Consider the following 24,990-nt stretch of genomic DNA (forward strand, 5'->3'; position numbering starts at 1 on the left):
ACCGGCGCTAGCACATCTTCTTGCCCTTCGAGCCAAGTGAGACGGCGAATTCCGCACACGGCCGGATGGTCCGAGTGGATCAACGAAAGGCGCATCAGGCCGATCCCAGGCAAGCACGGCGATATCGAGCGAAGCGAGGCGTTTCTACGTTCCCTCGACGGGCAGCGGTGACTAGCCCGTGGTCTTGCGGTTGGGGCTTGACTTTGAGGGCGGGGCGATATCCTGGTAGGGATCGGCCGGGCTCCCTTATGCCCGGCTTTTTAAGGCCGACTCATCGCCCCGCTAGAGGCCAATCGCGATCGTCGCGAAGCGGCGATGAACCCCGAACGTCGTCCCTGCCTGATCAACCACGCTGTGAGGCGATCGCGCACGTGCCCGTCCACCCACGGTGCCAAGGCGACACGCAAACGGGCCAACCCGACCCCGCACCAGAGGCGACAGACCCACGGACCACCCCAACCCCGGAAACGCCACGAGGGCCGGATATCCCACCCGACCCTCGCAGCACACCTACCCTCTCACCGCATGCTGACCGTCGTGTCCGACAGCGCCGGCGTGATCGCGGCGAACGCACCCACGGCGAGCGTCACACCGGACAGCGCACGGGCTCTCGCGCCCGCGAACGACCTGGGCGTGAGTTCCATCTCCCCGATCACGTGCTCGACCGGTGTGGGCTGGTCGGCCGGGCGGTGCAGGGACTCGTTCATCTGGTGCTCTCCTCGTTGTCGTTCGATCTGGTCGGGTGGTGCGGTTCGAGCAGCAGGACGGAGGGCACCGGGAAGCCCTGGCGCAGCAGGCCGTGACCGATGCCGGCGAGGCCGGTCAGCAGTCCCGGTGAGGGGACCCCGCCCGGTGTGGCGCAGCGGGGTCCCTCTTCGTCCAGGCGGCCCAGCAGCAGCGCGGTGCGCCGTGTCGCGAGGCTCGGGTGGTGCGTGGCCAGTGCCTCGACCACGCCGAGCTCACCGTGGCACAGGCTCATGTCCCGCAACGGTTCCCGTTCGCCGAGTGCGGCGACCAGGCGTTCGTCGTCACGGGCCAGTGCTGCTCCGGCGAGGCCGGAGCACCAGCCCGTGTCGGTGGGGTCGATCGCGTCGCTTTCCAGAAAAGCCCGTCCTGCCACATCTGATAACTCGTCGCAGACCGTTGCCGCGTAACGCCGCAGAGCCCATCCGATTCCCGCATGGCCACGGGCGAACCCATTGGCTGAGCAAATCGCGCCACGTAGGACGGTCGCGTAGTGGTCCGCGAGCACGAGTGACTCGGGTGTGCCGACCGCGAGCATGGCCGCGAGCGAGCCGGCGACGCCGTCCACGACGGTGGAGGAGGTGTCGGTCAGCGGCATCAGCGACACCGCCAACGAGAGCAGCGAGGGCTCCAGGCCGAGCAACGGCACCAGGCGGGAGAGGCCGTAGCAGATGCCGCCCAGGCCGTGCAGTCCGCCGCCGACGGCCGACACCAGTTCCGGGGACGCGGCGAACGACTCCAGCAACGCGGGCAACGGGCGCAGTGCGGCCGAGGCGAAGTCCACGTACCGCGCGGCACCGGTCAGCGCGCCCAGCTCCGCCAGGAACAGCGCCACACCGGTGTAGCCGTTGGACAAGCCGGCGCCCATCGGCAGCACGGTCCAGTGCCGGTCGTCGACGAGCTCCAGGCCCAGCCAGTTCACCCGGTCCTGGCCGGTCGCCGCGTGCGCGAGGATCTGGTCGGCGATCCCGCACGCCGCCAGCAGCAGCCGCGCGGGGTCCGGGTCGACCAGCGCGACGTGACCGGTGACGACGGCGCCGCTGTGGTGCGACACCGGGCGCGGGCGGCAGGCCAGCGAGGCCGAGATCACCCACTGCTGGTCGTGCCGGTCGACCTCGCTCAGCGCGGCGATCTTGCGTTCCACGGCGTGCAGCCCGGGCTCCGGCAGCATCCCCGGCAGCCGGAGCCCGGACCCGGTCCACAGGTCGCGCGAGCCGGGCTTGCACACGAACAACGGCACGTCACCGCGCCAGAGTTCCATGACCTCGTGCGGCACCAGCGCGTCCAGCAACGGGTCGCCGACCACCAGCACGCCGAACGCCACGTCGCGGTCCAGCGGGTCGCGCAGCACCGTCGGGTGCGTCGACTCCTCCAGCAACGTCCCGTACAGGCGCGTCGGCCGGGCCACGAACCGCACCTCGTCGCCGGAGCACTCCCGCACCAGCCGCAGCAGCTCGTCGCGGTGCGCCACGATCGCGTCGTAACCCGCCCGGAAGCCCGCCAGGAGCGAGTCCTGGTAGTCGGCGGGTTCCGCGGCCACCTCACCCAGGACCGGCCGGTTCAGGGCTCCTGGGGACTCACGGGGGCGCCGCACGAGCCGCATCCGGTCCGTTCCGGCGTCGAGCCAGTCCACGACGTCCAGCGGCGACGGCACACCCCGGTCGCCGCCGACGCCGCCGACGTCGAGGACGCCGTTGTCGCCGAGCAGGATGTGCGGCAGCAGCGCGGTCCGCTGCACCGACCGGGCCATCGCCAGCGCCGCCGGGTCGGCCGCGGCGGTCAGCGTCGGGTGGAACAGCGTCTCCACGTCCACGAGCACCGGCTGGTCCCCGCACGCGATGAGGTTCTCGTAGTGCATGTCCGTGCCGTCGACGGCGTAGAGCAGCGCGAGCAACGCCCCGAGCCGCCGGTAGAACTCGGCGACCCCGGCCACGTCCGCGCACGGCTCGTGCGCGACGTGCTCCAGCCACCCGTACCCCTCGCGCGCCAGCAGCCGCGGCGACCGGAAGCCGATGCCCGTCCGGCGCGAGAACCACGCCACCTGCGTGACGAAGTGCGCGTGCAGCTCGATCGGCCGCGGCCGGTAGACCAGCCGGGTGCCGGAGGAGAACGTCAGCACCGCCACCGTCCGCCCCTGCTGGTGCGGGTCGCCCTGCCCGGTCTCGATCCCCGTCAACGTTCCCGGGTCGGCCCCGCCGAACACCGTCCGCACGATCTCCGCGCGGTCACGGGTGAACCGCGCCGACAGCTCGTGGTGCGCCGCGACCGCCTGTTCGCACGCCTGCGCGAGCATCCGCGCCAGCACCGGGTAGCGGCCGAACAGCGAGGTGAGGTCCAGCGTGCGGGTGAAGGACAGGAACCGCTCCCGCGGTGTGTCACCGGCCAGCGTGCCGCGGGCCTGGTTGAGCTCCAGCACGAGCGTGCGGGCCGCGATCTGCACCAGCCGCAGGCCCAGCTGCTCGGCGAACGCGGCGTCGAACGGCGGTGCCACCTCCGTGCGCGCCGCGTCGACCAGCGGCCGCAGGGCGTGGGCGAACGCGGCGGTCCAGCTGTCGTCGGAAGGTGCACCGGAGCGGGGGGCGGCCGTGGCGCGCTCCAGGAACTCCGCCGCTGCAGGGGTCACGAGGCTGAACCTCGCACGTGCGGGTGGAGCGCACATGGGGGCCGAGTACCCAGATTCGCCCGCGACGAGAAAATGGGGGACCGGCACCCATGTTCCGAGGCGCGCGAGGTCTGAAACTCACTCGGGAGAGGGAGGAACGGACCATGAAGGAGTTTGGGGAACTACTGCGCACGCACCGCATCCACGCCGGCCTCACCCAGCAGCAGCTGGCCGACTTCGCGATGCTGAGCGTGCGGGCCATCCGCGACCTGGAATGCGGCCGCACCCGGTCGCCGCGCGCCGAGACGGTGCGCCTGCTCGCCGACGGCCTGCGGCTGGACGACAGCAGCCGGGCAGACCTCCAGCAGGCCGGCGGGCGCCCGGCGCGCAAGGTGTCGGTGGCGCCGCCCGCGCCGTCGTCGGCGATCGTCGGCCGCGAGGTGGAGGCGGCCGCGCTCACGGACCTGCTCGTCGAGGGCACCCGCCTGGTCGCGGTGACCGGCGTGAGCGGCGTGGGCAAGACCCGGCTGGCGCTGGAGGTCGCGGGGGAGCTGCACTTCCGGCTGGGCTGGTCGGTGCTGTGGCTGCCGTCCGCGCGCATGCCGTCGATCGACGCCGGCGCGGACACCCTGCTCGTGACCGACCACGTGCCCGACCCGCGGCTGCTGGAGCTGCACCCGCGGCTGCGGATCGTCGTCACGGCACTCGCACCCACCGGGCTGCCGGGCGAGCACGTGTTCCCGCTGGCGCCGCTGGCCGACGACGCCGCGGTGCAGCTGCTGGTGACGCACGTGCGCCGGGTGCGGCCCGGTTTCCGGCCGGAGCCCGCCAACCACGCCGCGCTGATCGGGCTGGTGCACGAGCTGGACGGCCTGCCCTCGGCACTGGAGTTCGCCGCGGGCTGGTTCATGGTGTACTCGCCGCAGCACCTGCTGGAACGGCTGCGCTCCAACCCGCTCGACCCGACCTCGGCCCACCTGCGCGACTCGCTGCGCCGCTCACTGTCCACATTGGACCCGGACGAGCGTGCGGTGCTCGCGCGGATGGTCGACCGGATCGGCTGGGAGAGCGAGGACGCCGTGCACGCGCTGAGCGTGCGCGGCCTGGTCCGCCGCACGGGACCCCGGTACGAGGTGCTCAACCTCGTGCGCGCGGCCGTGCTGGAACCGGTGTCGGGGCCACAGCTCGCGGGAGGTGTGGCCCTGACCTGGCCCTGCTGACGGCCGGCGGCGTCTGCGAGCGGCGGCGCTCGCAGACGCGGGTCAGAACTGGGCCGTAAGGCACGCGAGGCGGTCACCGGCCGTGCCCGCCTTGCCGTGCTCGGTGCTGGTGTGTGTGGCGTGGATCACGACCGCGTTCGCCTCGCCCTTGCGGAACTCCCACTTCACCGTCGCCGTGCCGGAGCCGGCACCCTGCGCGTCGGTGGTGAAGTCGAGCCAGATCTCGTTCTGCGCGTTGGCGAACTCGGGGTCCACGCTCGGCGACACCGGGTCCTTCTCGTGCTGGTAGTGCGGCCCGGAGTCGGCCGGCTTGGCACCGCACGGCTTGGTGTGCACGTGCGAGCCGTACTTCGTGTCCGGCAGCAGCCCGGTCACCCTCAGCTCGACGGTCGTCTGTCCATTCGAGACGGACGAGCCGGTGGAGAGCTTGGCGCCCGGCGGGATCCGCTTGACGTCGTAGGTGATCGCCTTCGGCTGGTCACCGGTGGCCGCCGGTTCCGCGGCCACCGCCTCCGCCACCGGCCGCACGGACGGGGCCTGCGAGGTAGGGCTCTGCGAGGTCGGGGTCTGGGAGGCCGAACCGGACAGGCCCGGGACGGCGTCGGTGCCGCCGGAGCAGGCGGCGAGTCCACCGGTCAGCAGAACGGCGCCCAGCAGGGCCGCCACAGTCGTGCGCATGATTCTCCTCAGGTCAGCTGTGTTCCAGGTTCCCACCCCCCGCAACTCCACTTCCGGGTGACCGGTCCCGCTCGGTCGCGACGAGGTCGGCGAACGCCTGCCGGTAGGCGGCGCAGCGGTGGTAGTCGGAATGCGTCTCGATCTTGTCCGGTGAGCCGTCGGTCTCGTTCGCCCTGCGGTCGACGGCGTTCGCCGCCCAGCCGTGCACCGGGAACCCCAGGTAGTCGGTGCGCCGCCACAGGTTGATCCAGTTGGCGCCCAGCAACGTGGACAGGCCGCGTTCGGGCAGTGCGCCGGGATCACGTGCCCACGGGTCGCGCGCGAACATCGCTCCCGCGCGCACCTCCGGCGTGCCCAGCACCGGCGGCCCGAGCAGCTCGGGGAAGATCCGCCCGAAGTACGGCCGCAGCTGCACGCCGTACGTCAGCAGCCGGACCCGGCCCAGGTACCCCTCCGGCAACGCGTACAGCGCCGCCACCGCGAGCACCGCGCCCAGGCTGTGCGCGGACAGCACCACCCGGTTGTCCGGCGACCCGTCGAGGAACTCGCGGGTGCGGTCGGCGATCTCGGGGACCGCGCGCTCGGCGTAGCAGGGCGGTGCGAAGGGGTGCGCCGTGCGCGGCAGGAAGCACATCAGGTCCCACAGCAGCCCGAGCGGCCTGCGGTTGGTCAGCACGCCCGCGCCTACGAACGACCCGACCACCGCGACCCCGGCCAGGCCGGTGACCCAGTCGCCCTTCCCGACCACCCACCGCACGCCCCACCAACCGCTCCACGCCGGTGCGCCGAAGGTGAGGTAGCAGGTCAGCACCAGCGCCAGCACGCCGAGAGCGGACAGCGCGCCGACGACGTTCTCGGCCCGGTGGGTGACCGCGACCACGTGCCGGGCCCGCACCACGAGCACCTCGGCCGCGTCGTCGAGCGGCAGCGGTGTGCGCAGGCGCAGCACCAGCACCACGGCCTGCACCAGGACGAGCAGCACCAGCGGCACCAGCGCGACCGCGAACGCCGCGCTGAACCACGGGTAGAACGGCGGCACCCGCAGCCCGGTGCCGATCCAGCCGCGGAACGTCAGCACCAGCACCGTCGCCAGCAGCACCGACGCCGTCAGCGACAACCCCAGCAGCACACCGGGTCCCGCGCCACGCCACGCCTGCCACCGGTCACCTGCCCGCGGCCGTGCCCGCCACGCGAACGCCGCCCCGACCACCGCCGCGCCGGTCCACGCCCACGAGGACCAGTGCGTGGCCACCATGAACGCGACGAACAGCACGAGCAGCACCAGCGGGCCCTTGGCGTCGTTGCGCCGCCACGACCACGCCGCCAGCACCGACCCGAGCAGCGCCACCACGACCACCGGCGGGCCCCACGTCGTCAGCCACATCGGCCCGGAGAACTCCGGAGCGATCCAGTAGAGCCCGAAACCGTGTGCCACCAGCACGACCGCCGCGCAGACGACGAGCAGCCACGACCACAGGCCGCCCTTCTCCGTCGAGGGCACGTCCGGGCAGTCCGCCGCCGTCACCACGGTCCTGCCGACCACGAGCGCCAGCAGCACCGCCGCCAGCACGGTGACCACGTCGAAGAAGACGTGCCGTCCCAGCTGTTCCACGCTCGTCACCAGCGTCACGACCGCGCACCCGGCCGCGAGGTGCAGCCGGGTCAGCCGCCGGATCCGCGGGCTGCCCTCCCACATCGAGGCCCTGCTGAGCATCACCCCCGGCCTGCGCACCGGTGCGCGCCGCATCGTCGTCATCTCGTACCTGCTGCGCGACAACGACGTCAGCGCCATCAGCCCGACGAGCAGCAGCACCGGCACCGCGGACGCCGCGAGCACCCGCACGTGCCGCGCGGGGTCGTCGAGCACGTCGAGGAAGTCCGGCAGCCGCCGGCACGCGGCGCCGGGCAGCGAGCACTGCACCGCGTAGAGGTCGATGGCGGCCGCGCACACCGCGAGCACCAGCAGCACCGTGAGTCCCAGCCCGAACAACCGCGTGCTGGCCGCGCCGCGCCCGGCGTTCCACCACAGCATCTTCTTCGTCGTCGGCACCGAGTCGTCGGGCAGCCTGCGCGACCAGTAGGCGACGTTCGCGAGCCCGAACGGCAGCAGCAACGCCCAGCCGACGCGGCCCAGCGCGTTCGCGAGCACCGACGGCACGCCGCTGCCCGGCACACCGGGCGTGCTGCGCGCCATGCCGCCCCACGAGTACGCCTCGCGCCGCACGTCCGCGGGCACCTGCCCGGCGTGGTCGGCGGGCAGTTCGGCGAGCTTGTCCGCCTTGGGGCGCCAGAAGCTGCCGAAGCGGTCGCCGCGGAACTGCTCGACGGCGTGCTCGGGAAGCGCCAGCACAGCCGGCGGCGGCGTGTTGTTGACCCCGTGGATGCGCAGCTCCAGGGTCCGTGGACTCATGGTGGCCTCCTCTTACTCCAGTTGTCGTCCGCGACGCTGCTCCGGTTAGCGGCCATCCGGGTGAAAGGGGTGTATCCGAACGCCCCGGGACGCCTCTACTTGGCAAGGAGGCCCCACCATGACCGCAACCGCTCACCCGAACGTCGCGAACTCCGTCGGCCTGGCCGAGTTCCTCGCCACCGCGGGCACCCTCACGCTCGCTCAGCGCAAGCTCATCGTGGACCAGGCGCTCGTCCTGCTGGAGCAGAACTACGCGCACCTGCCGCTCAAGGTGGCGATGCACGCGGTGAACCCCGTGCAGCGCCTCAGAGTGTTCAGAGCCAGACTCGAACGGCAGACCGACGCCACCGCCGAGCCCGAGTGGCAGTTCCACCACGAGCTGTCGAGCACCTTCCACTCGGTGCGCGACCTGCACACCAACTACCTGCTGCCGGCACCGTTCGCCGGCAAGATCGCCTTCCTGCCGTTCCAGCTGGAGCGCTGCTTCACCGCCGACGGCACCGAGCAGTACCTCGTCGCGCGCACGGTCGCCGGGTTCACCGGCCTGGACGTCGGTGCCGAGGTGACGCACTGGAACGGCACCCCGATCGCCCGCGCGGTCGCGTTGAACGGCGCCGTCTTCGCCGGCAGCAACACCGCCGCGAACCTCGCGCGCGGCCTGGAGTCGCTCACGTTGCGCCCCTTGGTGATCCAGCTCCCGCCCGACGAGGACTGGGTGGTCGTCACCCACCTCGCCGCCGACGGCACGAGCGAGAACGTCAAGGTCGACTGGCAGGTCACCGACAACCTCCCGCCGATGACCGACGTCGACTCGCTCTCGCCGGCCGCCGCTGCTCAGGGCGTCGACCTCGACTCGGACGAGAAGGCGCGCGCCAAGAAGCTGTTGCACGCCCCCGAGGTCGTGACCGCCGAGGCCGTGGGCGGTGCCGTCGCGATGAGCGCGCAGGACGTGCCGACGACCATGCCCGGCGTGTTCCGCGCCCGCCCGGTGACCACGCCGTCCGGCACGTTCGGGCACCTGCGGATCTTCACGTTCAGCGTGGACGACCCGGACGCGTTCCTGAAGGAGTTCATCCGGCTCGCGGCCCTGTTGCCGCAGAACGGGTTGATCGTCGACGTGCGCGACAACGGCGGCGGGCACATCTTCGCCGCGGAGTTCGTGCTGCAGACGATGACGCCGCGCCGCGTCGAGCCCGAACCCGTGCAGTTCCTCAGCACGCCGCTGAACCTGCGCATCTGCCGCCGCCACGCGGAAGACCCGACGGGGCAGATCAACCTCGGCCCGTGGTTCCCGTCGCTGGACTCCTCGACCGAGACCGGCCAGGCGTTCTCCTGCGCCCACACGATCACACCGGTCGACGGCGCGAACTCCGTGGGCCAGACCTACCACGGGCCGGTCCTGCTGATCACCGACGCCCGCTGCTACTCCGCGACCGACATCTTCGCCGCCGGCTGGGCCGACCACGCGCTGGGCCCGATCCTCGGCGTGGACGACAACACCGGCGCGGGCGGCGCGAACGTGTGGACGCACGGGCTGCTCTCGACGCTGCTGCGGATCCCCGCACCCGGCGACCCCGAGACGCCCTACCAGCCGTTGCCCAACAAGGCGAACATGCGCGTCTCGATCCGCCGCACCCTGCGCGTCGGCAAGCTCGCCGGCACACCGGTGGAGGACCTGGGCGTGCGGCCGACGCACCAGCACCGCGTGACGCGCGCGGACCTGTTGCGGGGCAACGTGGACCTGCTCAACCGCGCGGGCGAGCTGCTGGCCGAGCAGCCCGTGCGCCGCCTCGGGGTGGCGGTCGACGGCACGACCGTCGCACTGGACACCGTGAACCTCGACCGGGTGGACGTCTACGTCGACGGCCGCCCGGCGACCTCGCTCGACGTGGCCGACGGCGCGCACACCGTCGCGCTGGCCACGTCCGGCACCGAGGTGCGCGTCGAGGGCTTCGCGGACGGACTGCTGGTGGCCGCGCGCAAGGTCACCAGCTGATCGAGCGGGCGCTTCCGGTGACGCCACGACCGGAAGCGCCCGCCCCGGTCGTCACCCGGCGGCGGGAACCGGCTGCGCGCCCTTCTCCACCGTGAACTCCATTGCGGGACAACGGTCCTCCAGCTCGCGCGCGACCGTCTCCGGGTCGCCCGTCGTGGTGACGCCGACGCCGGAACCGTCGACGGCGGGACCCGCCACGACGACCGTCGGGACGCCCATCGCGCACGGGAGCGCGTCCTTCATCTGCGCGAGGTAGTACCTGGCGTCGCGGAACTCGATCCGCGCCCCCGGTGCGAGCCGGGTGACCTCGGCGTCGAGGTGCGGGTTCGGCTTGCGGTAGACCACCAGGTCCGGCACCTCGTCACGAACCCGGACGCCCGCGTAGAAGTCGGCGAACCGCTGTTCCAGCACGGGAACGACCTTGTCGGCGGCTGCCAGCACGGCGGGGTCGTTCACCGGGGCGGTCGTGCCGGTCGTCGGCCGTGTTCCGAGCTGCTCGGCGGGGTGTCCGCACGAGGCCAGCGCCAGCACCGCCAGCGTGAGCAAAGCTTTGCGCACCATGTCGTCTCTCCTGATCCGTCGTGCGGAGGACGGAACGGGACGGCCGCGGGGTTGCCTCTACAACCAACCTCGGCGCATTGCCTGCACCCCGGCCTGGAACCGGGTCTGCGCGCCACAGCGGTCCATCAGCTGCCGCACCCGCCGCTGCACGGTCCGCGGCGCCAGCCCCAGCTGCCGCGCGATCGACTCGTCGGTCAGCCCCGCCGCCAGCAACCCCAGCAGGTTCGGGTCGACGTCGGCGGCCGCCGCGTAGATCCCGCCGGGGCTGAACGGGATCCCCTTGTCCCAGTACAGCTCGAACGTCGACCGCAGCACGTCCAGCAGCGGCGACGGCCGGATCAGCAGCACCCGGTCGATCACCTCGCCGTCCGCCACCGGCAGCACCGCCGCGTGCGCGTCGACCACCGCGAGCTTGAACGGCAGGGTGGGCGTGACGCGGGCCCGTTCGCCCGCCGCCACCAGCTCGATGATCTCGGTGACGCGTCCGGGCAGGTCGACGGCCGACCGGTCGTAGACGACCCGCCACTGCACGTCGCGCCTGCGGGTGGAGTCCTCCAGCTCGACGTGCTCCTCCTGCGGCGAGAGGTACGGCGGCTGGTCGAGCACGCACACCTCGTCGCGGGCACTGCCCAGCAGCGTGCGCCACAGGTCGCGGACCGCGGAGATGCCGGAGACGACCTCGACGAACGCGCTGTCGGCCTGTTCCTCGTCGCGGTTGCGCAGGTAGAGCTCCATCAGCGGCCCGACGTCCGCGCGGGCCCTGCGGTGGGCCTCCTCCCGTGCGGCGATCAGCGACTCGACGGCGAGGTCGGGTGCGACCGCCTGCCACACGTCGCCGGGCAGGTGGCGGACCAGCCCGAGCTCCAGCAGCCGGTCCAGCACCTCCGGCGCGGCGCCGACCTCGGCGGTCGTGCGGCTGCCACCCGCTACCAGGAGCTCGTAAACGGCGGTCAGCTCCGGCGCGACGCCCAGGTGTCCGAACACGGCCACATTGTGCGCCATTCAGCGCAACGGACCTGTCGTGAACACGCCAGTGTCGGAAACCTGACTCCGCCAGACCTGTTTTCGCAGGTGTGACCGGACTTACGGTCCTCCCCACCTCCGCAGCCGGTTCAGAACCCTGACGCCCTCAACGGCACGCGGAGGCCCTGCGTGGAAGGACCTCACGTGAACGGATTGCGACGCACGAGCGTGTGCGCCGCGGCAGTTTCCGCCGCCGTGTTCAGCATCGTCACCCCTGCCTGGGCGGCTCCCGCCCAGATCCAGTCCCAGCCGGACTCGTCCCAGGTGAACCGCCCCTTCGAGCGACTGATCGTCGGCTACAAGGCGGGCACCGCAGAAGCCTCGTCCGACGCCGCTGCCTCCGACGACGTGCGCGGCAAGGGCAAGTCCGTGCACCGCCGCATGTCCAGCGGCGCCGTCGTCGTGAACCTCGGCGAGAAGACCGCGAACGCCGACGCGGCCATCCAGGCGTTCAAGAACGACCCCGACGTGGCGTTCGTCGAGCCGGACCTGCTGATGCAGCCGTTCGCCGACCCGAACGACACCGAGTACTCCCGCCAGTGGGACCTGTTCGAGGCCACCGCGGGCATGAACGTGCCCGGCGCGTGGGCCAGCAGCACCGGCGCGGGCGTCACCGTGGCCGTCATCGACACCGGCTACGTCGCGCACAGCGACCTGTCGGGCAAGGTCGTCGCGGGCTACGACTTCGTGTCCGACTCGGCCCGCGCCCGTGACAACAACGGCCGCGACTCGAACCCGGCCGACGAGGGCGACTGGGTCGCCCGCGGCGAGTGCGGCACGGACGCCAACGGCAACCCCGTGCCCGCCGCCGACCAGGCCTCGTCCTGGCACGGCACGCACGTCGCCGGCACCATCGCCGCCGCCACCAACAACGGCAAGGGCGTCGCGGGCATCGCCTACGACGCGAAGATCCAGCCGTTGCGCGTGCTCGCCAAGTGCGGCGGCGCCACCTCCGACATCGCCGACGCCATCACCTGGGCCTCCGGCGGCACGGTCTCCGGCGTCCCCGCGAACGCGACGCCCGCCAAGGTGATCAACATGTCGCTGGGCGGCCAGTCGTCCTGCTCGACGACGTACCAGAACGCCATCACCGGCGCCATCAACCGCGGCACCACCGTCGTGGTCGCGGCCGGCAACTCGAACATGAACGTCGCCAACTTCACCCCCGCGAACTGCACCGGCGTCATCACCGTCGCCGCCACCTCCCGCGAGGGCAACAAGGCGTTCTACTCGAACTACGGCACCCGCATCGACGTGGCGGCCCCCGGCGGCGAAACCCGCCGCGGCACCGACACCCCGGGCACCATCACCACGCCGGAGAACGGCATCTGGTCGACCCTGAACACCGGCGCCACCGTCCCCAGCACCGAGACCTACAAGCCGTACCAGGGCACCTCGATGGCCGCCCCGCACATCGCGGGCCTCGCCGCCCTCCTGGTGGCGAAGAAGCCGTCCCTGACCCCGGCCCAGGTCAAGGACCTGATCAAGACCAACGTCCGCCCCCTGCCCGGCACCTGCTCCGGCGGCTGCGGCGCAGGCCTCGCCGACGCCACCAAGACCGTGAACGCCCTCGACTCCACGCCCCCGTCCGGCGGCCTGGAGAACACCACCGACGTCGCCATCCCGGACTCCGGCAGCGCCGTCACCTCCTCGATCACCTCGTCGCTGACCGGCAACGCCTCCGCGACGACGAAGGTGGGCGTGGACATCGTCCACACCTACCGCGGCGACCTGGTCATCGACCTGATCGCCCCGGACGGCACCGCCTACCGCCTGAAGAACTCGTCCACTTCGGACAGCGCCGACAACGTGGTGGCGACCTACACGGTCAACGCCTCGTCCGAGGTCGCGGCGGGCACGTGGAAGCTGCGGGTCCAGGACGTGTACTCCGGTGACACCGGGTACATCAACGCCTGGAACCTGACCCTGCGATAGCTCCACGCGTTCGCCGAGGGGCGGCGCCTCCCACCCGGAACCCCGGTGGAGGCGCCGCCCTTTCACGCGTTCGCACGGTCGGGGGCCTTGGGCGGCGTTTTGGACTCGTGGGTGAGGCGGAGGCGGGGTGGACGGCTGGGGGCGCACCTGTTGGGGGTGCTGCTGGGTCAGCTTGCCGGGGGTGGAGCGGCGTCGTCGGGCATTCCACGGTGCCGCTGTTGGGCGGGTTCGCCGGGGGATGTGGAGCTGGTCGGGCCCAGGCACCCACGGTGGTGCCGTTGCGTGGGCTTTTCGGGGGTGGAGCGGGCGTGGTCGGGCCTGGCACCCCGTAGCGGTGCGCGTTGCGGGGCTTACCGGGGGTGGAGCGGTCGTCGTCGGGCCTGGCACCCCACAGTGGTGCTGTTTCGGGCGGGGCGGGCGTGGTGGGGCTCGCGAACGCCAGGACGGCATCGGTGACGCGAGGTTGCCTGGGGGAGCGGGCGTTGTCGGGCCTCGGACGCCCCGCGGCGGCGTCAGCCGCGTGGACTTCTCGGGGATGTATCGGGCCTCATAGGGCTCGTTCGCCAGTGGCGACGTTGTTGCCAGGCCCGCACGCGGGTGGAACGGGTTGGCTGGACCGGTGCACCCGCCACGGTGACGCTGCGCATGCTTGCGCAGGGGTCCCCTTGAATTTCAGCTCCCCCGCGACCCAACGTACTCGCGGGGTCTGACAATTCCGCGAGACAACGCAGCAGTAGGTAGACCGCTGGCAGCTGGGACATCGCGTCGTGGACCTCGCCTTGCCAGGTACCGAACCGCATCAACCAGACACGGGTCGTCACACCCGTCGAGCGAAGCGAGACGACCCTCCCTCACCTCAGGCAGTTCACGCCTATCGAGCGAAGCGAGACGTGTCTGCCTTCCCTTGACGGGTAGCGGTGACAGCCCCTTTGACCTGCGATTGGGGCTTGACTTTGAGGGCGGGGCGATATCCTGGTAGGGATCGGCCGGGCTCCTTTATGCCCGGCTTTTAAGGCCGACTCATCGCCCCGTTAGAGGCTCGAAGTCAAGCCCCAATCGCGATCGTCGCGAAGCGGCGATGAACCCCGAACGTCGTCCCTGCCTGACCAATCGTCGCGAAGCGGCGATGAACCCCGAACGTCGTCCCTGCCTGACCAACCACGCACCCAAGGCGACGCACCACGGACCCAACTCAACCCCGGTGCCAAGGCGACAGACCCAGGGCAACAGCCAAACGGACACCCCCACCCCCACAGGTAACGTCGTCCCCATGGCAACACTGGTCACCTTCCACGCCCACCCCGACGACGAGTGCATCGTCACGGGTGGCGTGATGCGCAAGGCGTTCGAGGAGGGGCATCGGGTGGTGCTCGTCGTCGCCACCAGGGGTGAGTGCGGCGAGGTCCCCGACTTCCTGCGCGAGGGCGAGGAGCTCTGGGAGCGCCGTGTGGAGGAGACGCACGCGGCAGCGGACCTGCTGGGGGTCGCGCGGGTGGAGTTCCTGGGGTACCTGGACTCCGGGATGATGGGGGACGAGCTCAACGGGCGGCCCGGGTCGTTCTGGACCGCGGACGTTGAGGAGGCGGCGCGGAAGCTCGCGGCGGTTCTCCAGGAGGAGGGCGCGGACGCGCTGACGATCTACGACAGCTTCGGCGGGTACGGGCACCCCGACCACATCCAGGTGCACCGGGTGGGCAGGCGGGCCGCGGAGATCGCCGGTACGCCGGCTGTCTACCAGGCGGTGGTGCGCGAGTCGCGGTTCCGGGAGGCGATGCGGCGGTCGGGGATCGAGGAGCCGCCGCCGATGGACGGGGCCGTGCCGGAGTCGGAGATCACGACCGAGGTCGACGTGTCGAAGTACCTGGACGTGAAGCGGGCCGCGATGCGCGCACACGCCTCGCAGATTCCCGAGGAGTCGTTCTTCCTGTCGCTGGACGACGAGATGTTCGCGCACGCGTTCGGCACCGAGTGCTTCATCCGCGAGGGGCACGGACCGGAGACCGAACTGGCCCTCTAGCACGCGCAAAGGGGCGGCCCGCGCAAGCGAGCCGCCCCTTCGGGCAGGTCAGGACGTCACGCGCGGCGGCGACGGACGACCAGCAGTGCGGCGGCACCGGCACCGACGAGGCCGACACCGGACAGCAGCAGCCACAGCGGGGACGCGCCGGTCGCGGCGAGCGGCGGTTCCGGGGTGCTGCCACCGGGGGCCGGGGCGGGCGGGGTGGACGACGGCGCCAGGGAGGACGAGGGCGCCTCCGGAGCCGTGGTGGTCGTCGTCGGCGACACGGTGGTCGTCGTGGTCGGCGGCACGTACTTGACGCACGCCGTGGTGGAGCGGTCGTACGTCTTGCTCCAGCCGTTCGTGCCCTTGGGGTCGTCGTAGGCCTTGATCGACACCTTGAAGTCGTGCTTGACCGTGGCGTCGAACTCCCAGGTCTTCGTCGCGAACGCACCGCGGAACGCGATCGCCGGCTGCTCCTTGCCGTCGACCGTGATCGTCAGCGTGTTGTCGGCGCTGCTGCCGTACTGGGTGAGACCGACGGTCAGAACGGCCTTCTGAGCCTTCTCGTCACACTTGGCCGTCACGTTGTCGGTGTGCGCGAAGGCGGGGGTGGCCAGCGCCAGTGAGGCCAGAGCTGCGGTGGCGGTCACCGCGAACGCGCCGAGAACTCTTCTTGCCAACGGAAACTCTCCTGCTCTGGTGAATGCGTGGCGGATCTAGCGCATTAAGATCGTTAATCACCCGACTGGGTGAACCGCGCCACGCTAGCAACCGAGAGCGCTCGAAAGGTCACCGTCCGACAACGCTAAGGTGTCACCACGAACAAATCCTCATGTTTTGCGCTAGGGCGATGAGACCCGCCACCAGCCGCATCTGCTCCACCCCGCGCACGTCCGCGTCCAGCAGGCGCGGCGAGCAGATCATCACGGCCACCGCCTGGGCGCGGGACAGCGCCACGTTCAACCTGTTGCGCGAGAGCAGGAAGTCCAGGCCGCGCGGCAGGTCCACGGTGGACGACGACGTCATCGACATCACCACCGCGGGTGCCTCCTGGCCCTGGAACCGGTCCACGGTGCCCACCCGCGTTTCGTCGAACCCCGCATCGGCCAGCCGCCGCCGGATCACCCGGACCTGCAGGTTGTACGGCGCCACGACCAGGACGTCCGCATCGGTCAGCTCGCGCGTCTCGCCGTTGTCCGTCCACGTGCGACCGACGAGCGACCGCACGGTGTCCACCACGGCGTCGGCCTCCTCGGTCGACGAGGTGATGTTGTGCCGGTGGTCGACCTCGCGCAGGTAGATGCCGGGTTCGATGCCGTCGATCCACCGCCCCGCCGCGACCGGGTGCGACTGGAGCAGCCCGGAGTAGGACAGCTCGGACACCGGCCGGCACACCTCGGGGTGCATGCGCCGGGTCTGGGCGAGGAAGTAGCCCAGGTGGGCGGGGATCACGTCCGAGGAGCCGAGCAGGTGACCCAGCGCCGACGCGTCGGAACCCGGCGGGTGCACCCCCTGCACGACCTGCGGCAGCTGCTGCGGGTCACCGAGCAGCACGAGGTTGCGCGCGGCCGTCGCCACCGCCACCGCGTCGGCCAGCGCGAACTGGCCGGCCTCGTCGATGATCATCACGTCGAACGGCTGCGCCTTGATCACCGCGTTGGAGAACGTCCACGCCGTGCCGCCGACCAGGTGCCCGGCCGGGTGCTCCTCGCGCCAGCGGGCCAGCGCGCCGTTGTCCTTCGGCTGGTCCCACGGCACACCCTCCTCGGGCTTCCCCTTGGGCCGCTTGGCCATCGGCACGTCACCCGAGCACGACCGCAGCACGTTCTCCACGGCCTTGTGCGACGTCGACGTCACGGCGACCGTCCTGCCCTGCCCGACCAGGTGCGCGACGAGCTTCGTCGCGAGGTACGTCTTGCCGGCGCCGGGCGGCCCCTGCACGGCCAGCGTGCCGCCGTCGAGCTGGTCGACCGCCTTGATCACCGCCTGCACCGTGTCCTCGTGCCGCGGCAACGGCTGCGCGGGCGGTGTGCGCAGCAGCAGGTCGATGCCGGGGTTGCGCGGCAGCAAGGGCAGCAGCTCCACGGCCTGCTGCGCGAGCTCCGCGACGGCCTCGTCCTTCGGTTTCGCGGGCACCGGGCTGCCGGGCAGCACCGCGAGGGGCAGCTCGGCGTGCTCCTGCGGCACGCTCTCGGTCAGCACCAGCTCGTGCGGGTTGTCGTCGGCCACCACGGCGTTGCGCGTGACGTTGCCGGGGTAGAGCAGCCGGACCTGCTCGCCGGCACCGAACGGGTGCGGCCGCTCCGGGTCGATCCGCGCGTGCACCTGCCGTTTCGACGTCCGCGTCCGCCCGCTCGGCGGCACCCAGGCGTCCGCCCGCAGCGTGATCGGCACCGCGCAGTTCGAGTCGGTCTCCAGGTCCGAGATCGGCGCCGCGGCCTGCCGGAAGAAGTCGCCCCACGCCGGGCTCGACTCCCGCCGGTGGTAGCCGACGGTCGCCGCGAACAGCGTGTGGCCCTCCGCGATCAACGGCTCGGTCAGCGCCGCCATCCGCCGCGCCCGCTCCGCCGCCTTCTCCCGTGCCGCCTCGTCCAGCTCCTCGTCGCGGGCGGCGGTCTCCACGCCGTGCTCGCGCTTCACCTTCTCCAGCAGGTCCCGCACGCCGCGGGTCGGGTTGTCGTCCGGCAGCAGCGGTGCCAGCGCGGGCAGCGTGTACTCCCGTGTGGACACCCGCAACACCCTGCGGGTCAACGCACCCAGGTCGACGCACCGCCGCAGCAGCTCGTCCACCTCGGACTCGCGGGTGGCGGTGCGGGCCGCCCGGCCCGCGAGGTCGTGCGGCGTGAAGTGGTAGACCCGCCCGGCCGGCGTGCGGTCGACGAACTCCGCGAACGTGCCCTCCCAGCCCGGCGTGCGGAACGTGTCGCCGTCGACCCCCAGGAACACGTCGTCCTCGGCGGGCTCGGGCAGGTTCTGCAACGCCTCGGGCGCGACGACCTCGTAGGTGACGACACCGGTGCGTTCCTGCTGCACCTGCAACCGGGCCTGCGCGGCCAGCGCGGTGAAGCTCGCGGGGGACAGGGTGGCAGGCCGTTCCTCGGTCGCCGCAAGCGCGTCGATCGTGTCAATTCCGACTGAAACCAGCTTCCGCCGCTGGTCGGCCCGCAACCCGGCCACGAGCGACAGGTCACGGGCCTCCTCCCGCCCGGAGGCGCAGTGCCGGGCGAACCGGCAGCCCGTGCACGCCGCCCTCACCTCACCCCACGACCGCGTCGGCGGCGGTCCCGGCTTCGCGACACGGGCCCGCAGCCGGGCGAGCAACGGCGCGAAGTCGGCCACCCGGAACGTCGTCCGCTGCCCGTCCACGAGCAGGTGCGCGCGCTCGGCACCCAACGCCAGAGCCGCCGCGGTCAGGTTCAGCACGGCCAGGGGAGTGGCCTCCCGCGCTTCCTCGCACGGCTCGTAGCCGGTGTCCGTGCGCACCAGCATCGACACCGAGCAGTGGAAGTCGCCGTCGAGGAAGACGGGGTTCGCCACGACGTCGAGGCCCGCCCGCAGGTCGGCCGCGGTGCGCGTGGCCGCGTCGTGCAGCTCCTCCTGCCGGGCGTCCTGCCGCGTGCTGCGCGCCAGGTGGCTGCGGTGCTCGCACTCGAGCAGGTCGACGAGGTCGGACGGGCTGACGAGCATGACCGCCGATGCTAGACGTTCACCGCCGCCGCCCCGTGGACGCGGGCGGGCGACCCGCGTTCATCCCCGATACGCGGGTCGCCGGCCCGCGGGCTAGGCGTTCGCCTCCACCAGGCGCAGCAACGCCTCGTGGCCGGAGTTCGGGTAGTCGTGCGGCCGGAACGGCCGGGTCTGCGCCCGCACGAGCGCCGCGGCGGCCGCCAGCTCCCCGGTGCGCACCTCGGTGTCGCGGTGCAGGAACGCGAAGTGCGGCTCGCGCACCTCGTCCGGCCACAGCAGCGTGTGCAGCACGAGCACGCTCTGCTGCTGCCGGATCGCCGCGAGCGTGTCCTTGCCGCGCAGCCCGAACTTCACGATCGCCGCGGTCCTGGTGCGTTCCAGGGTCTCGCGCAGCAGCACGTACGAGCGCACCGACACCTCGTCCGGGTCGACGTAGTAGCTGCGGTGCAACGAGATCGGGTCGACGTCGGTGACCGGCGCGAACTGCTGGACGTCGATGACCCCCTCCTCCGGCGCGGGCAGCGAGGCCGGGTCGATCTGCACGATCCGGCCGTCGTCGAGCTCGTAGCCCCGGCCGATGTCGTCCGGGGTGAGGTGCAGCGAGCACTCGCCGCACACCTGCTGGTGCCGCACGCGGCCGCTGTCCTCGCGGTGCACCAGGTGCACCCTGCCGCGGTGTTCGGACGCCGCGGACACCAGCCGCACCGTCATCGTCGTCATGCCGAACCGGAGTGCTCCCCGCCACACAGTTCTCATGACAAATGGTTACGTCAAACCCAGTCAGTGTTCACCCAAGGCGTGACGAAAGGGCTCGTTCGGGTGCGTCCGACGGGTACCTCGGACACGTGCGTCACCACGGGGAGGGCGCGTAGTCCTTCAGGAAACACCCGTACAGGTCCTCGCCGGCCTCGCCGCGCACGATCGGGTCGTACACGCGGGCGGCGCCGTCCACCAGGTCGAGCGGGGCGTGGAAGCCCTCGTCGGCCAGCCGCGTCTTCATCGGGTGCGGGCGTTCGTCGGTGATCCACCCGGTGTCGACGGCGGTCATCAGGATGCCGTCGGTCTGCAGCATCTCCTCGGCGCTGGTGCGCGTCAACATGTTCAGCGCGGCCTTGGCCATGTTCGTGTGCGGGTGGCCGGAACCCTTGTAGACGCGGGAGAACTGGCCCTCCATCGCGGACACGTTCACGACGTACTTGCGCCGGTACGACGACTTCGCCATCGACGCGCGCAGCCGGGAGATCAGCAGGAACGGCGCCGTGGAGTTGCACAGCTGCACCTCCAGCAGCTCCACCGGGTCGACCTCGTCGACGTTCTGGATCCACGAGTTCGTCGCCGCCGTGTCGGGCACCAGGCCACCGGCGTCGATCTCCTTGCCGCCCGCCATCAACGCGAGCGTGGTCACCGAGTGCGCCTCGGGGACCGCGGTGCCGGGCAGCGCGAGCTGTCCGTGCCCGCCGAACGTGATCAGCTCGGGGCGGCGCGCGTCGCCGGTCAGCGCCTCGTGCTCGGCCGCGGCCAGCGGCGCGTAGGCACCGGGGGAGCGGCGCACGGTCTGCGCGGCGTTGTTGATCAGGATGTCGAGCGGGCCCTGGTCGGCCACGGAGTCGGCGAGCCCCAGCACCTGGGCCGGGTCGCGCAGGTCGATGCCGACGATGCGCAGCCGGTCGATCCAGTCGTCGGCGTCCGGCATCTGCGCGAACCGGCGCGCGGCGTCCTTGGGGAACCGGGTGGTGATCGTGGTGTGGGCGCCGTCACGCAGCAGTCGCAGCGCGATGTACATGCCGATCTTCGCGCGGCCACCGGTGAGCAGCGCGCGGCGGCCGGTGAGGTCCGTCCTGGCGTCGCGCTTGCCGTGGTTGAACGCCGCGCACTCCGGGCAGAGCTGGTGGTAGAAGGCGTCGACCTCGACGAACCGCTTGCGGCACGTGTAGCAGGAGCGGGCCCGCAGCAGCGTGCCGGCGGTGGCGCCGGGGGCCGTGGAGACGAGCGGGAGGCCCTGGGTCTCGTCGTCGATGCGGTCCGGCGAGCCCGTGGCGGTGAGCGACGTCACCGCGCGGTCGTTGGCGGTGATGGCGGCCCTGCGCTCGGATTTGCGGAACCTCTTCGCGGCCTTGAAGATCTTCGCGGTGGCCAGCCGGACGCGCACCGCGTCCTCGTGTTCTGCGGGCAGGTCCTCGACCTGTGCCAGCACGCGCAGGCAGACTTCCAGCTCTGCGGGGTCGATCGAGGTCATGATCAGGCATTTTACGGGGTTGGGGGTGGCGGTCCGGTGACGGGTCCCGAGGTGCTCGTGCTGTGGGACGTCGACAACACGCTGATCTCGGCGCGCGGCTTCGGCGGGCTGATGTACCGCGAGGCGTTCCGCACGGCGTTCGGGCGGGAGCTCGTCGGTGCCGTCGACCTGGGCGGACGCACCGAGCTGGACATCATCGCCGAGTGCCTGCGCGAGCAGGGCGTCGAGCACACCGCGGAGGCGTCGCAGCGGCTCGCGACCGCGCTGGCCGGGTGCTTCGAGAGCCGCCGCGGTGAGCTGACCGGGCACGGCGAGGTGCTGCCGGGCGCCAGGGAGGCCCTGGAGGCCTTCGCCGCCGACCCGCGGGTGCACCAGGGGGTGCTGACGGCCAACCTCGCCAGCGTCGCGCGGATCAAGCTGGAGGAGTTCGGGCTCGCGCACCTGGTCGACTGGGAGGTCAGCGCCTACGGAGACGACCACGCCGACCGCGCCGAGCTGGTCACCTTCGCCCGCGACCGGGCCCGGCACGTCCGCCGGTTCGCCGACGACGAGGTCGTGCTGATCGGCGACACCCCGCACGACGTGCGTGCCGCGCTGGTCGCGGGCGTGCGGCTGGTCGCCGTGGCCACCGGGCGCAGCACCGCCGCGCAGCTCAGGGCCGCGGGGGCCACCGTCGTCCTCGACGGCCTGGGTGACCTAGCCGAGTTGCGCGGGCACGTGTGGCCCGGCCGCGACCGGGGAACCCGCACGGCATGAACCCCGAAGTTCCCGACGCCGACGTCGCAGAGCAGCAGCAGGAAGTGGCGCCGCAGGAGCCGGCCGAGACGCCCGCGCTCGACGAGGAGCGTGAGGTCCCTCTCGACGAGGACCTCTGAACAGCCCTGGTCCGCGGTCGAGCCCGGCGTTAGGGTGCGCGGCATGCCCAACGCAGGCGGCCCGACGGTCACACGGCTGTCCCAGCCGGACGCCGACATCCGGCCCCGCTCCCTCGGCGTGCCCCGAGGCCGCGCCGTGATCTCCGTGTTCGGCTCCACCGAGGACGTCGAGACCGACCTCGCCGCGAAGTTGTTGCCGGTCCTCAGATCCGTCGTGGTGACGGCGGCGCGCACCGATGCGGTGTTCGTCACCGAAGGCACCGACCGCGGCGTCGTCCACCTGCTGGGGATGGCGCTGCAGGCCTGTGAGCAGCGCTGGCCCGTCGTGGTCGGCGTGGCGCCATCCGGCAGGGTGCACGACCGCACCGAAACCTCCACCAATGGCCAGGTCGCGCTGGAACCCAACCACAGCGTCGCCGTCGTCGTCCCCGGTTCGGAGTGGACGGACGCGACACCGGTGCGGTTCCGCGCGGTGGACGCCATCCGCGGCAAGAAAGCCACCGTCGCGCTCGTCATCGGCGGCGAGAACGACGCGGAGGTCGTCGACCACCTCAGCGGCGACCACCCGCTGCTGGTGATCGCGGGCACCGGCGGGCTCGCCGACCGGATCGCGACCGGTGACCTGACCGGCGACCTGGCCGTGCTGGTGCGCAGCGGCAAGGTCCTCGTCGTCCACGCCGACGAGGGCCCCGGCAAGGTCGTCACCGCGCTGGAACGGTTGCTGGGCAAGGAGAAGCCCGTCCGGCCGCCGTCGATCTGGCCGAAGGTGCGGTACCGCGCGCCGCAGCCGCGGCCGCTGGTCGACCCCGGCTTCGTGGTCGCCTACCCGCTGCTCGCCGACGCCATCCACGACGCGAACCAGGTGGTGGCCCCGGCGTTCCACGAGCTCGACGCGCAGGCCGGCGTCGAGCAGAACCGCTACCGGCTGCTCGCCGTGCTCGCGATCGCCGGCGGGCTCACCACCACGGTGTTCGCCGCGCTGCAGACCTGGCTGGACGACACGCCGTGGCCCGGTGTGCTGGTCGTCACGGGCGGCGCGTTCGCCGCGGCGATCACGATCGTGGCGCGCAAGCGCGAGTCGCTGGACAGGTACCTCACCGCCAGGGCCCGCGCGGAACGGCTCCGCGCCCTCTACTTCGCCCACCTGGCCGCCCCGGCGCCGGCGACGGAGGAGGAACGCGGGGACCGGGTGGCCGACCTGGAAGCCGCGGTCAGCGACCGCAAGCACGAGGTGGTGCGGACATGACCGACCAGCAGCGGCAGGCCCAGTTCGTCGAGGCCTACCTCCGGCACCGCTTCTCCGACCGGCTCGACCACTTCGAACGCGGCCGCAGGCGGTACTCCGGCGCTCGCACGTGGACGGTCGCGATCGCCGCCGCCCTCTACATCGCCGCGGCGGCGGCCGCGGCCGTGGGAATGGCGGACGGACCGCGCCGCGCGCTGTGGGGCTTCACGGCCACAACCCTTGCGGCACTTGCCACCGCGGTCGCCGCGTTCGAGGCGACGTTCGGCTTCCGCAGGCTGGCGCGGGAGAACGCCATCACCTCCGTCGCGCTGCAACGGCTCGCGGTGGACGGCCCCACCCCCGAGGACGTCGACGACGAGCGCCTGGTCGCATTCGTGACCGAAGTGGAGTCCGTGCTCAGGTACGGGCGCTGATTCCGCAATAGATCAAAAACGGGCCGGGAAAGCGTTTTCTGACTTGGTACGCTCTGTGGGGGGTCGGTCACGGAAAGCGCTGGTCTGGTGTTTTCGTGATCCCGTTGTCATGATGACCTCATCCCCCGATGCGGAAGCAGGCACGACATGACTTGGGCGCGTACCCCTTTGGCCGAGCCTGACACCGGCACGTTTGCCGAGGCCAAGGCTCTGGAAAAGGAGCACAGCACGATCCAGAACAGCAAGGCCGCGCGCACCGTCGCGTGTCACGCGACCGACGCCCTGGACTGCGCCGACCTGCTCGAGATGCTCGGACTGACGGCTGCCGACGGCAAGTCGCGGGTGTAACCCCTCGACTGGATCCACCACTCGGCGACCAGCAGGTTCACCACGAACGACAGCCAGTTCGCGGTGGCGAAGACCAGCAGCCCGTCTGCCTCCGGCAGCAGGCCGCCGAGCAGCAGCCCCCACAGCCTGCCGGTCACGGCGGCGCCCGTCAGCGCGAACCCGCGGATCATCCAGATCCGGTGTGCGCCGAACTGGCGTCGTCGTGCCGTTCGCAGGCCGTGGACGGCGCTCGCGAACCACAGCACGGACAGCACCGTGAGCGGTCCCGACGCCGCCAGCCCGTTCAGCGACAGCTGCGCGCAGACGACGCCGAGCACCGACGACGGCAGGACGGCCCCGAAGTAGACCCGGCCCAGCACCCGGTGCACGCGCGGGTGCCGGGCGCGCAGTCGCGGCCAGAACTGCGAGACACCCGCCAGGACGGCGACCGTTCCGGTGAAGATGTGGGCGACCAGCAGGCCGTAATGCACCGGGCCGTGCAGTCCCGGCCGCGCCTGTGCCATGTCCAATGTCACGTAGGCGCTCGCGGCGAACGCCGTGATGGCCAGAACCACGAATCCCGACACCGCCAACCAGGCGGCGTACCCCCACGAAGTTTTCATGGCGGTCAGCGTGTCAACGACGTCACCCGTTCGCCCTGGTGTGCGCCCCCGAGCGAGCAGTGGGGACCGCCCTACTGGGATGATGCGGCTCATGCGGACGGTGGAGATCTCGGAAGAGCCGATCAGGCTGGGACAGTTCCTCAAGCTGGCCGCGCTGGCTGAGGACGGCGCGCACGCCAAGGAGCTCATCGAGGACGGGGAAGTCCACGTCAACGGTGCTGTGGAGCTGCGCAGGGGCGCCCAGCTGCGGGCGGGCGACGTCGTGGTGGTCGGCACCGACGAGGTGCGCATTTCCGTTCGGCCGTAGGTGGTTGCTCCGTTCAGCGGTAAGACAACGCTCAAAACAGGTCGAAGCGCAAGGGTCAGAAGACCTGTTTTCGACCACCGGCTCGTGCCGCACGTGACATTTTCG

At 71.7% G+C, this 24,990-nt stretch carries 20 protein-coding genes; 9 read left to right on the top strand and 11 right to left on the bottom strand.

Annotated elements, in window-relative coordinates:
- Positions 1-518: 518 nt before the first annotated feature.
- Together ADL03_RS10980 and ADL03_RS10985 are read right to left on the bottom strand one after the other, a co-directional pair.
- On the bottom strand, positions 519-707 hold the full coding sequence (locus tag ADL03_RS10980; protein WP_053733276.1) for a hypothetical protein: 189 nt from the start codon (positions 705-707) through the stop codon (positions 519-521).
- Complete coding sequence (locus tag ADL03_RS10985; protein WP_053733277.1) at positions 704-3,367, bottom strand: type 2 lanthipeptide synthetase LanM family protein; 2,664 nt, start codon at positions 3,365-3,367, stop codon at positions 704-706. Before ADL03_RS10985 ends, ADL03_RS10980 begins: the two co-directional genes overlap by 4 nt.
- Before the next feature lie 143 nt (positions 3,368-3,510).
- Between ADL03_RS10985 and ADL03_RS10990 the strand changes: the two genes are divergently transcribed.
- Complete coding sequence (locus ADL03_RS10990) at positions 3,511-4,566, top strand: helix-turn-helix domain-containing protein (RefSeq protein WP_053733278.1); 1,056 nt, start codon at positions 3,511-3,513, stop codon at positions 4,564-4,566.
- 42 nt (positions 4,567-4,608) lie between these two features.
- On the opposite strand, the gene ADL03_RS10995 is transcribed toward ADL03_RS10990, so the two are convergent.
- Entirely contained in the window at positions 4,609-5,244 is a 636-nt protein-coding gene (locus tag ADL03_RS10995) for a superoxide dismutase family protein (protein ID WP_063798533.1), read from the bottom strand.
- Positions 5,245-5,257: 13 nt separating this feature from the next.
- Complete coding sequence (locus tag ADL03_RS11000) at positions 5,258-7,654, bottom strand: hypothetical protein (protein ID WP_053733280.1); 2,397 nt, start codon at positions 7,652-7,654, stop codon at positions 5,258-5,260.
- A gap of 118 nt (positions 7,655-7,772) precedes the next feature.
- Between ADL03_RS11000 and ADL03_RS11005 the strand changes: the two genes are divergently transcribed.
- On the top strand, positions 7,773-9,650 hold the full coding sequence (locus ADL03_RS11005; RefSeq protein WP_053733281.1) for a S41 family peptidase: 1,878 nt from the start codon (positions 7,773-7,775) through the stop codon (positions 9,648-9,650).
- Between the two features lie 51 nt (positions 9,651-9,701).
- Here ADL03_RS11005 and ADL03_RS11010 read toward each other — a convergent pair whose 3' ends face one another.
- Together ADL03_RS11010 and ADL03_RS11015 are read right to left on the bottom strand one after the other, a co-directional pair.
- Entirely contained in the window at positions 9,702-10,211 is a 510-nt protein-coding gene (locus tag ADL03_RS11010; protein WP_053733282.1) for a hypothetical protein, read from the bottom strand.
- A 57-nt stretch (positions 10,212-10,268) separates the two neighbouring features.
- Positions 10,269-11,195: a LuxR C-terminal-related transcriptional regulator gene (locus ADL03_RS11015; protein WP_197288252.1), complete on the bottom strand. Its 927-nt coding sequence runs from the start codon at positions 11,193-11,195 to the stop codon at positions 10,269-10,271.
- A 183-nt stretch (positions 11,196-11,378) separates the two neighbouring features.
- Here ADL03_RS11015 and ADL03_RS11020 point away from each other — a divergent pair, with 183 nt between their 5' ends.
- Positions 11,379-13,169 carry a S8 family serine peptidase gene (locus tag ADL03_RS11020; protein ID WP_197288253.1) on the top strand — a complete coding sequence of 597 codons (1,791 nt, stop codon included), beginning with the start codon at positions 11,379-11,381 and terminating at the stop codon, positions 13,167-13,169.
- A gap of 1,270 nt (positions 13,170-14,439) precedes the next feature.
- Entirely contained in the window at positions 14,440-15,186 is a 747-nt protein-coding gene (locus tag ADL03_RS11025; RefSeq protein ID WP_053733284.1) for a PIG-L family deacetylase, read from the top strand.
- 56 nt (positions 15,187-15,242) lie between these two features.
- On the opposite strand, the gene ADL03_RS11030 is transcribed toward ADL03_RS11025, so the two are convergent.
- The 4 genes from ADL03_RS11030 to ADL03_RS11045 form a co-directional block, all read right to left on the bottom strand.
- A complete protein-coding gene (locus ADL03_RS11030) occupies positions 15,243-15,851 on the bottom strand; it encodes an LPXTG cell wall anchor domain-containing protein (protein WP_197288254.1) in 609 nt (202 codons plus the stop codon).
- A 133-nt stretch (positions 15,852-15,984) separates the two neighbouring features.
- Positions 15,985-18,858, bottom strand: a complete 2,874-nt coding sequence (locus tag ADL03_RS11035) for a bifunctional RecB family nuclease/DEAD/DEAH box helicase (protein WP_053733286.1) — start codon at positions 18,856-18,858, stop codon at positions 15,985-15,987.
- 93 nt (positions 18,859-18,951) lie between these two features.
- Positions 18,952-19,614 (bottom strand): Ku protein, encoded by a 663-nt coding sequence (locus tag ADL03_RS11040; RefSeq protein ID WP_082373041.1) that lies wholly within the window; start codon positions 19,612-19,614, stop codon positions 18,952-18,954.
- Positions 19,615-19,708: 94 nt separating this feature from the next.
- On the bottom strand, positions 19,709-21,094 hold the full coding sequence (locus tag ADL03_RS11045; RefSeq protein WP_053733288.1) for an SDR family NAD(P)-dependent oxidoreductase: 1,386 nt from the start codon (positions 21,092-21,094) through the stop codon (positions 19,709-19,711).
- Positions 21,095-21,130: 36 nt separating this feature from the next.
- On the opposite strand from ADL03_RS11045, the gene ADL03_RS11050 reads away from it, so the two are divergent.
- Genes ADL03_RS11050 through ADL03_RS11060 form a run of 4 tightly spaced genes read left to right on the top strand, consistent with a single transcriptional unit; the run spans position 21,131 to position 23,628 of the window.
- Positions 21,131-21,850: a haloacid dehalogenase-like hydrolase gene (locus tag ADL03_RS11050; protein WP_053733289.1), complete on the top strand. Its 720-nt coding sequence runs from the start codon at positions 21,131-21,133 to the stop codon at positions 21,848-21,850.
- Complete coding sequence (locus ADL03_RS50170; protein WP_255353351.1) at positions 21,847-21,969, top strand: hypothetical protein; 123 nt, start codon at positions 21,847-21,849, stop codon at positions 21,967-21,969. The genes ADL03_RS11050 and ADL03_RS50170 overlap by 4 nt, the downstream gene beginning before the upstream one ends.
- A gap of 43 nt (positions 21,970-22,012) precedes the next feature.
- On the top strand, positions 22,013-23,215 hold the full coding sequence (locus ADL03_RS11055) for a DUF4231 domain-containing protein (RefSeq protein ID WP_053733932.1): 1,203 nt from the start codon (positions 22,013-22,015) through the stop codon (positions 23,213-23,215).
- Positions 23,212-23,628: an SLATT domain-containing protein gene (locus ADL03_RS11060; protein WP_053733290.1), complete on the top strand. Its 417-nt coding sequence runs from the start codon at positions 23,212-23,214 to the stop codon at positions 23,626-23,628. The genes ADL03_RS11055 and ADL03_RS11060 overlap by 4 nt, the downstream gene beginning before the upstream one ends.
- A gap of 266 nt (positions 23,629-23,894) precedes the next feature.
- Here ADL03_RS11060 and ADL03_RS11065 read toward each other — a convergent pair whose 3' ends face one another.
- Positions 23,895-24,578, bottom strand: coding sequence for a DUF2306 domain-containing protein (locus tag ADL03_RS11065; protein WP_197288255.1), 684 nt, complete (start codon positions 24,576-24,578; stop codon positions 23,895-23,897).
- Between the two features lie 91 nt (positions 24,579-24,669).
- On the opposite strand from ADL03_RS11065, the gene ADL03_RS11070 reads away from it, so the two are divergent.
- Positions 24,670-24,885 (top strand): RNA-binding S4 domain-containing protein, encoded by a 216-nt coding sequence (locus tag ADL03_RS11070; protein ID WP_157528468.1) that lies wholly within the window; start codon positions 24,670-24,672, stop codon positions 24,883-24,885.
- The last annotated feature ends 105 nt before the right edge of the window (positions 24,886-24,990 follow it).

Source organism: Nocardia sp. NRRL S-836 (assembly GCF_001279525.1).
In the GTDB taxonomy this organism is placed as follows: domain Bacteria; phylum Actinomycetota; class Actinomycetes; order Mycobacteriales; family Pseudonocardiaceae; genus Lentzea.

Coding starts and splice junctions, on each gene's coding strand:
- ADL03_RS50170 (WP_255353351.1), top strand. CDS start 21,847: ATGAACCCCGAAGTTCCCGACGCCGACGTCGCAGAGCAGCAGCAGGAA.
- ADL03_RS11005 (WP_053733281.1), top strand. CDS start 7,773: ATGACCGCAACCGCTCACCCGAACGTCGCGAACTCCGTCGGCCTGGCC.
- ADL03_RS11045 (WP_053733288.1), bottom strand. CDS start 21,094: ATGACCTCGATCGACCCCGCAGAGCTGGAAGTCTGCCTGCGCGTGCTG.
- ADL03_RS10995 (WP_063798533.1), bottom strand. CDS start 5,244: ATGCGCACGACTGTGGCGGCCCTGCTGGGCGCCGTTCTGCTGACCGGT.
- ADL03_RS10990 (WP_053733278.1), top strand. CDS start 3,511: ATGAAGGAGTTTGGGGAACTACTGCGCACGCACCGCATCCACGCCGGC.
- ADL03_RS11055 (WP_053733932.1), top strand. CDS start 22,013: ATGCCCAACGCAGGCGGCCCGACGGTCACACGGCTGTCCCAGCCGGAC.
- ADL03_RS11025 (WP_053733284.1), top strand. CDS start 14,440: ATGGCAACACTGGTCACCTTCCACGCCCACCCCGACGACGAGTGCATC.
- ADL03_RS11060 (WP_053733290.1), top strand. CDS start 23,212: ATGACCGACCAGCAGCGGCAGGCCCAGTTCGTCGAGGCCTACCTCCGG.
- ADL03_RS11035 (WP_053733286.1), bottom strand. CDS start 18,858: ATGCTCGTCAGCCCGTCCGACCTCGTCGACCTGCTCGAGTGCGAGCAC.
- ADL03_RS11040 (WP_082373041.1), bottom strand. CDS start 19,614: ATGAGAACTGTGTGGCGGGGAGCACTCCGGTTCGGCATGACGACGATG.
- ADL03_RS10980 (WP_053733276.1), bottom strand. CDS start 707: ATGAACGAGTCCCTGCACCGCCCGGCCGACCAGCCCACACCGGTCGAG.
- ADL03_RS11000 (WP_053733280.1), bottom strand. CDS start 7,654: ATGAGTCCACGGACCCTGGAGCTGCGCATCCACGGGGTCAACAACACG.
- ADL03_RS11010 (WP_053733282.1), bottom strand. CDS start 10,211: ATGGTGCGCAAAGCTTTGCTCACGCTGGCGGTGCTGGCGCTGGCCTCG.
- ADL03_RS11065 (WP_197288255.1), bottom strand. CDS start 24,578: ATGAAAACTTCGTGGGGGTACGCCGCCTGGTTGGCGGTGTCGGGATTC.
- ADL03_RS11070 (WP_157528468.1), top strand. CDS start 24,670: ATGCGGACGGTGGAGATCTCGGAAGAGCCGATCAGGCTGGGACAGTTC.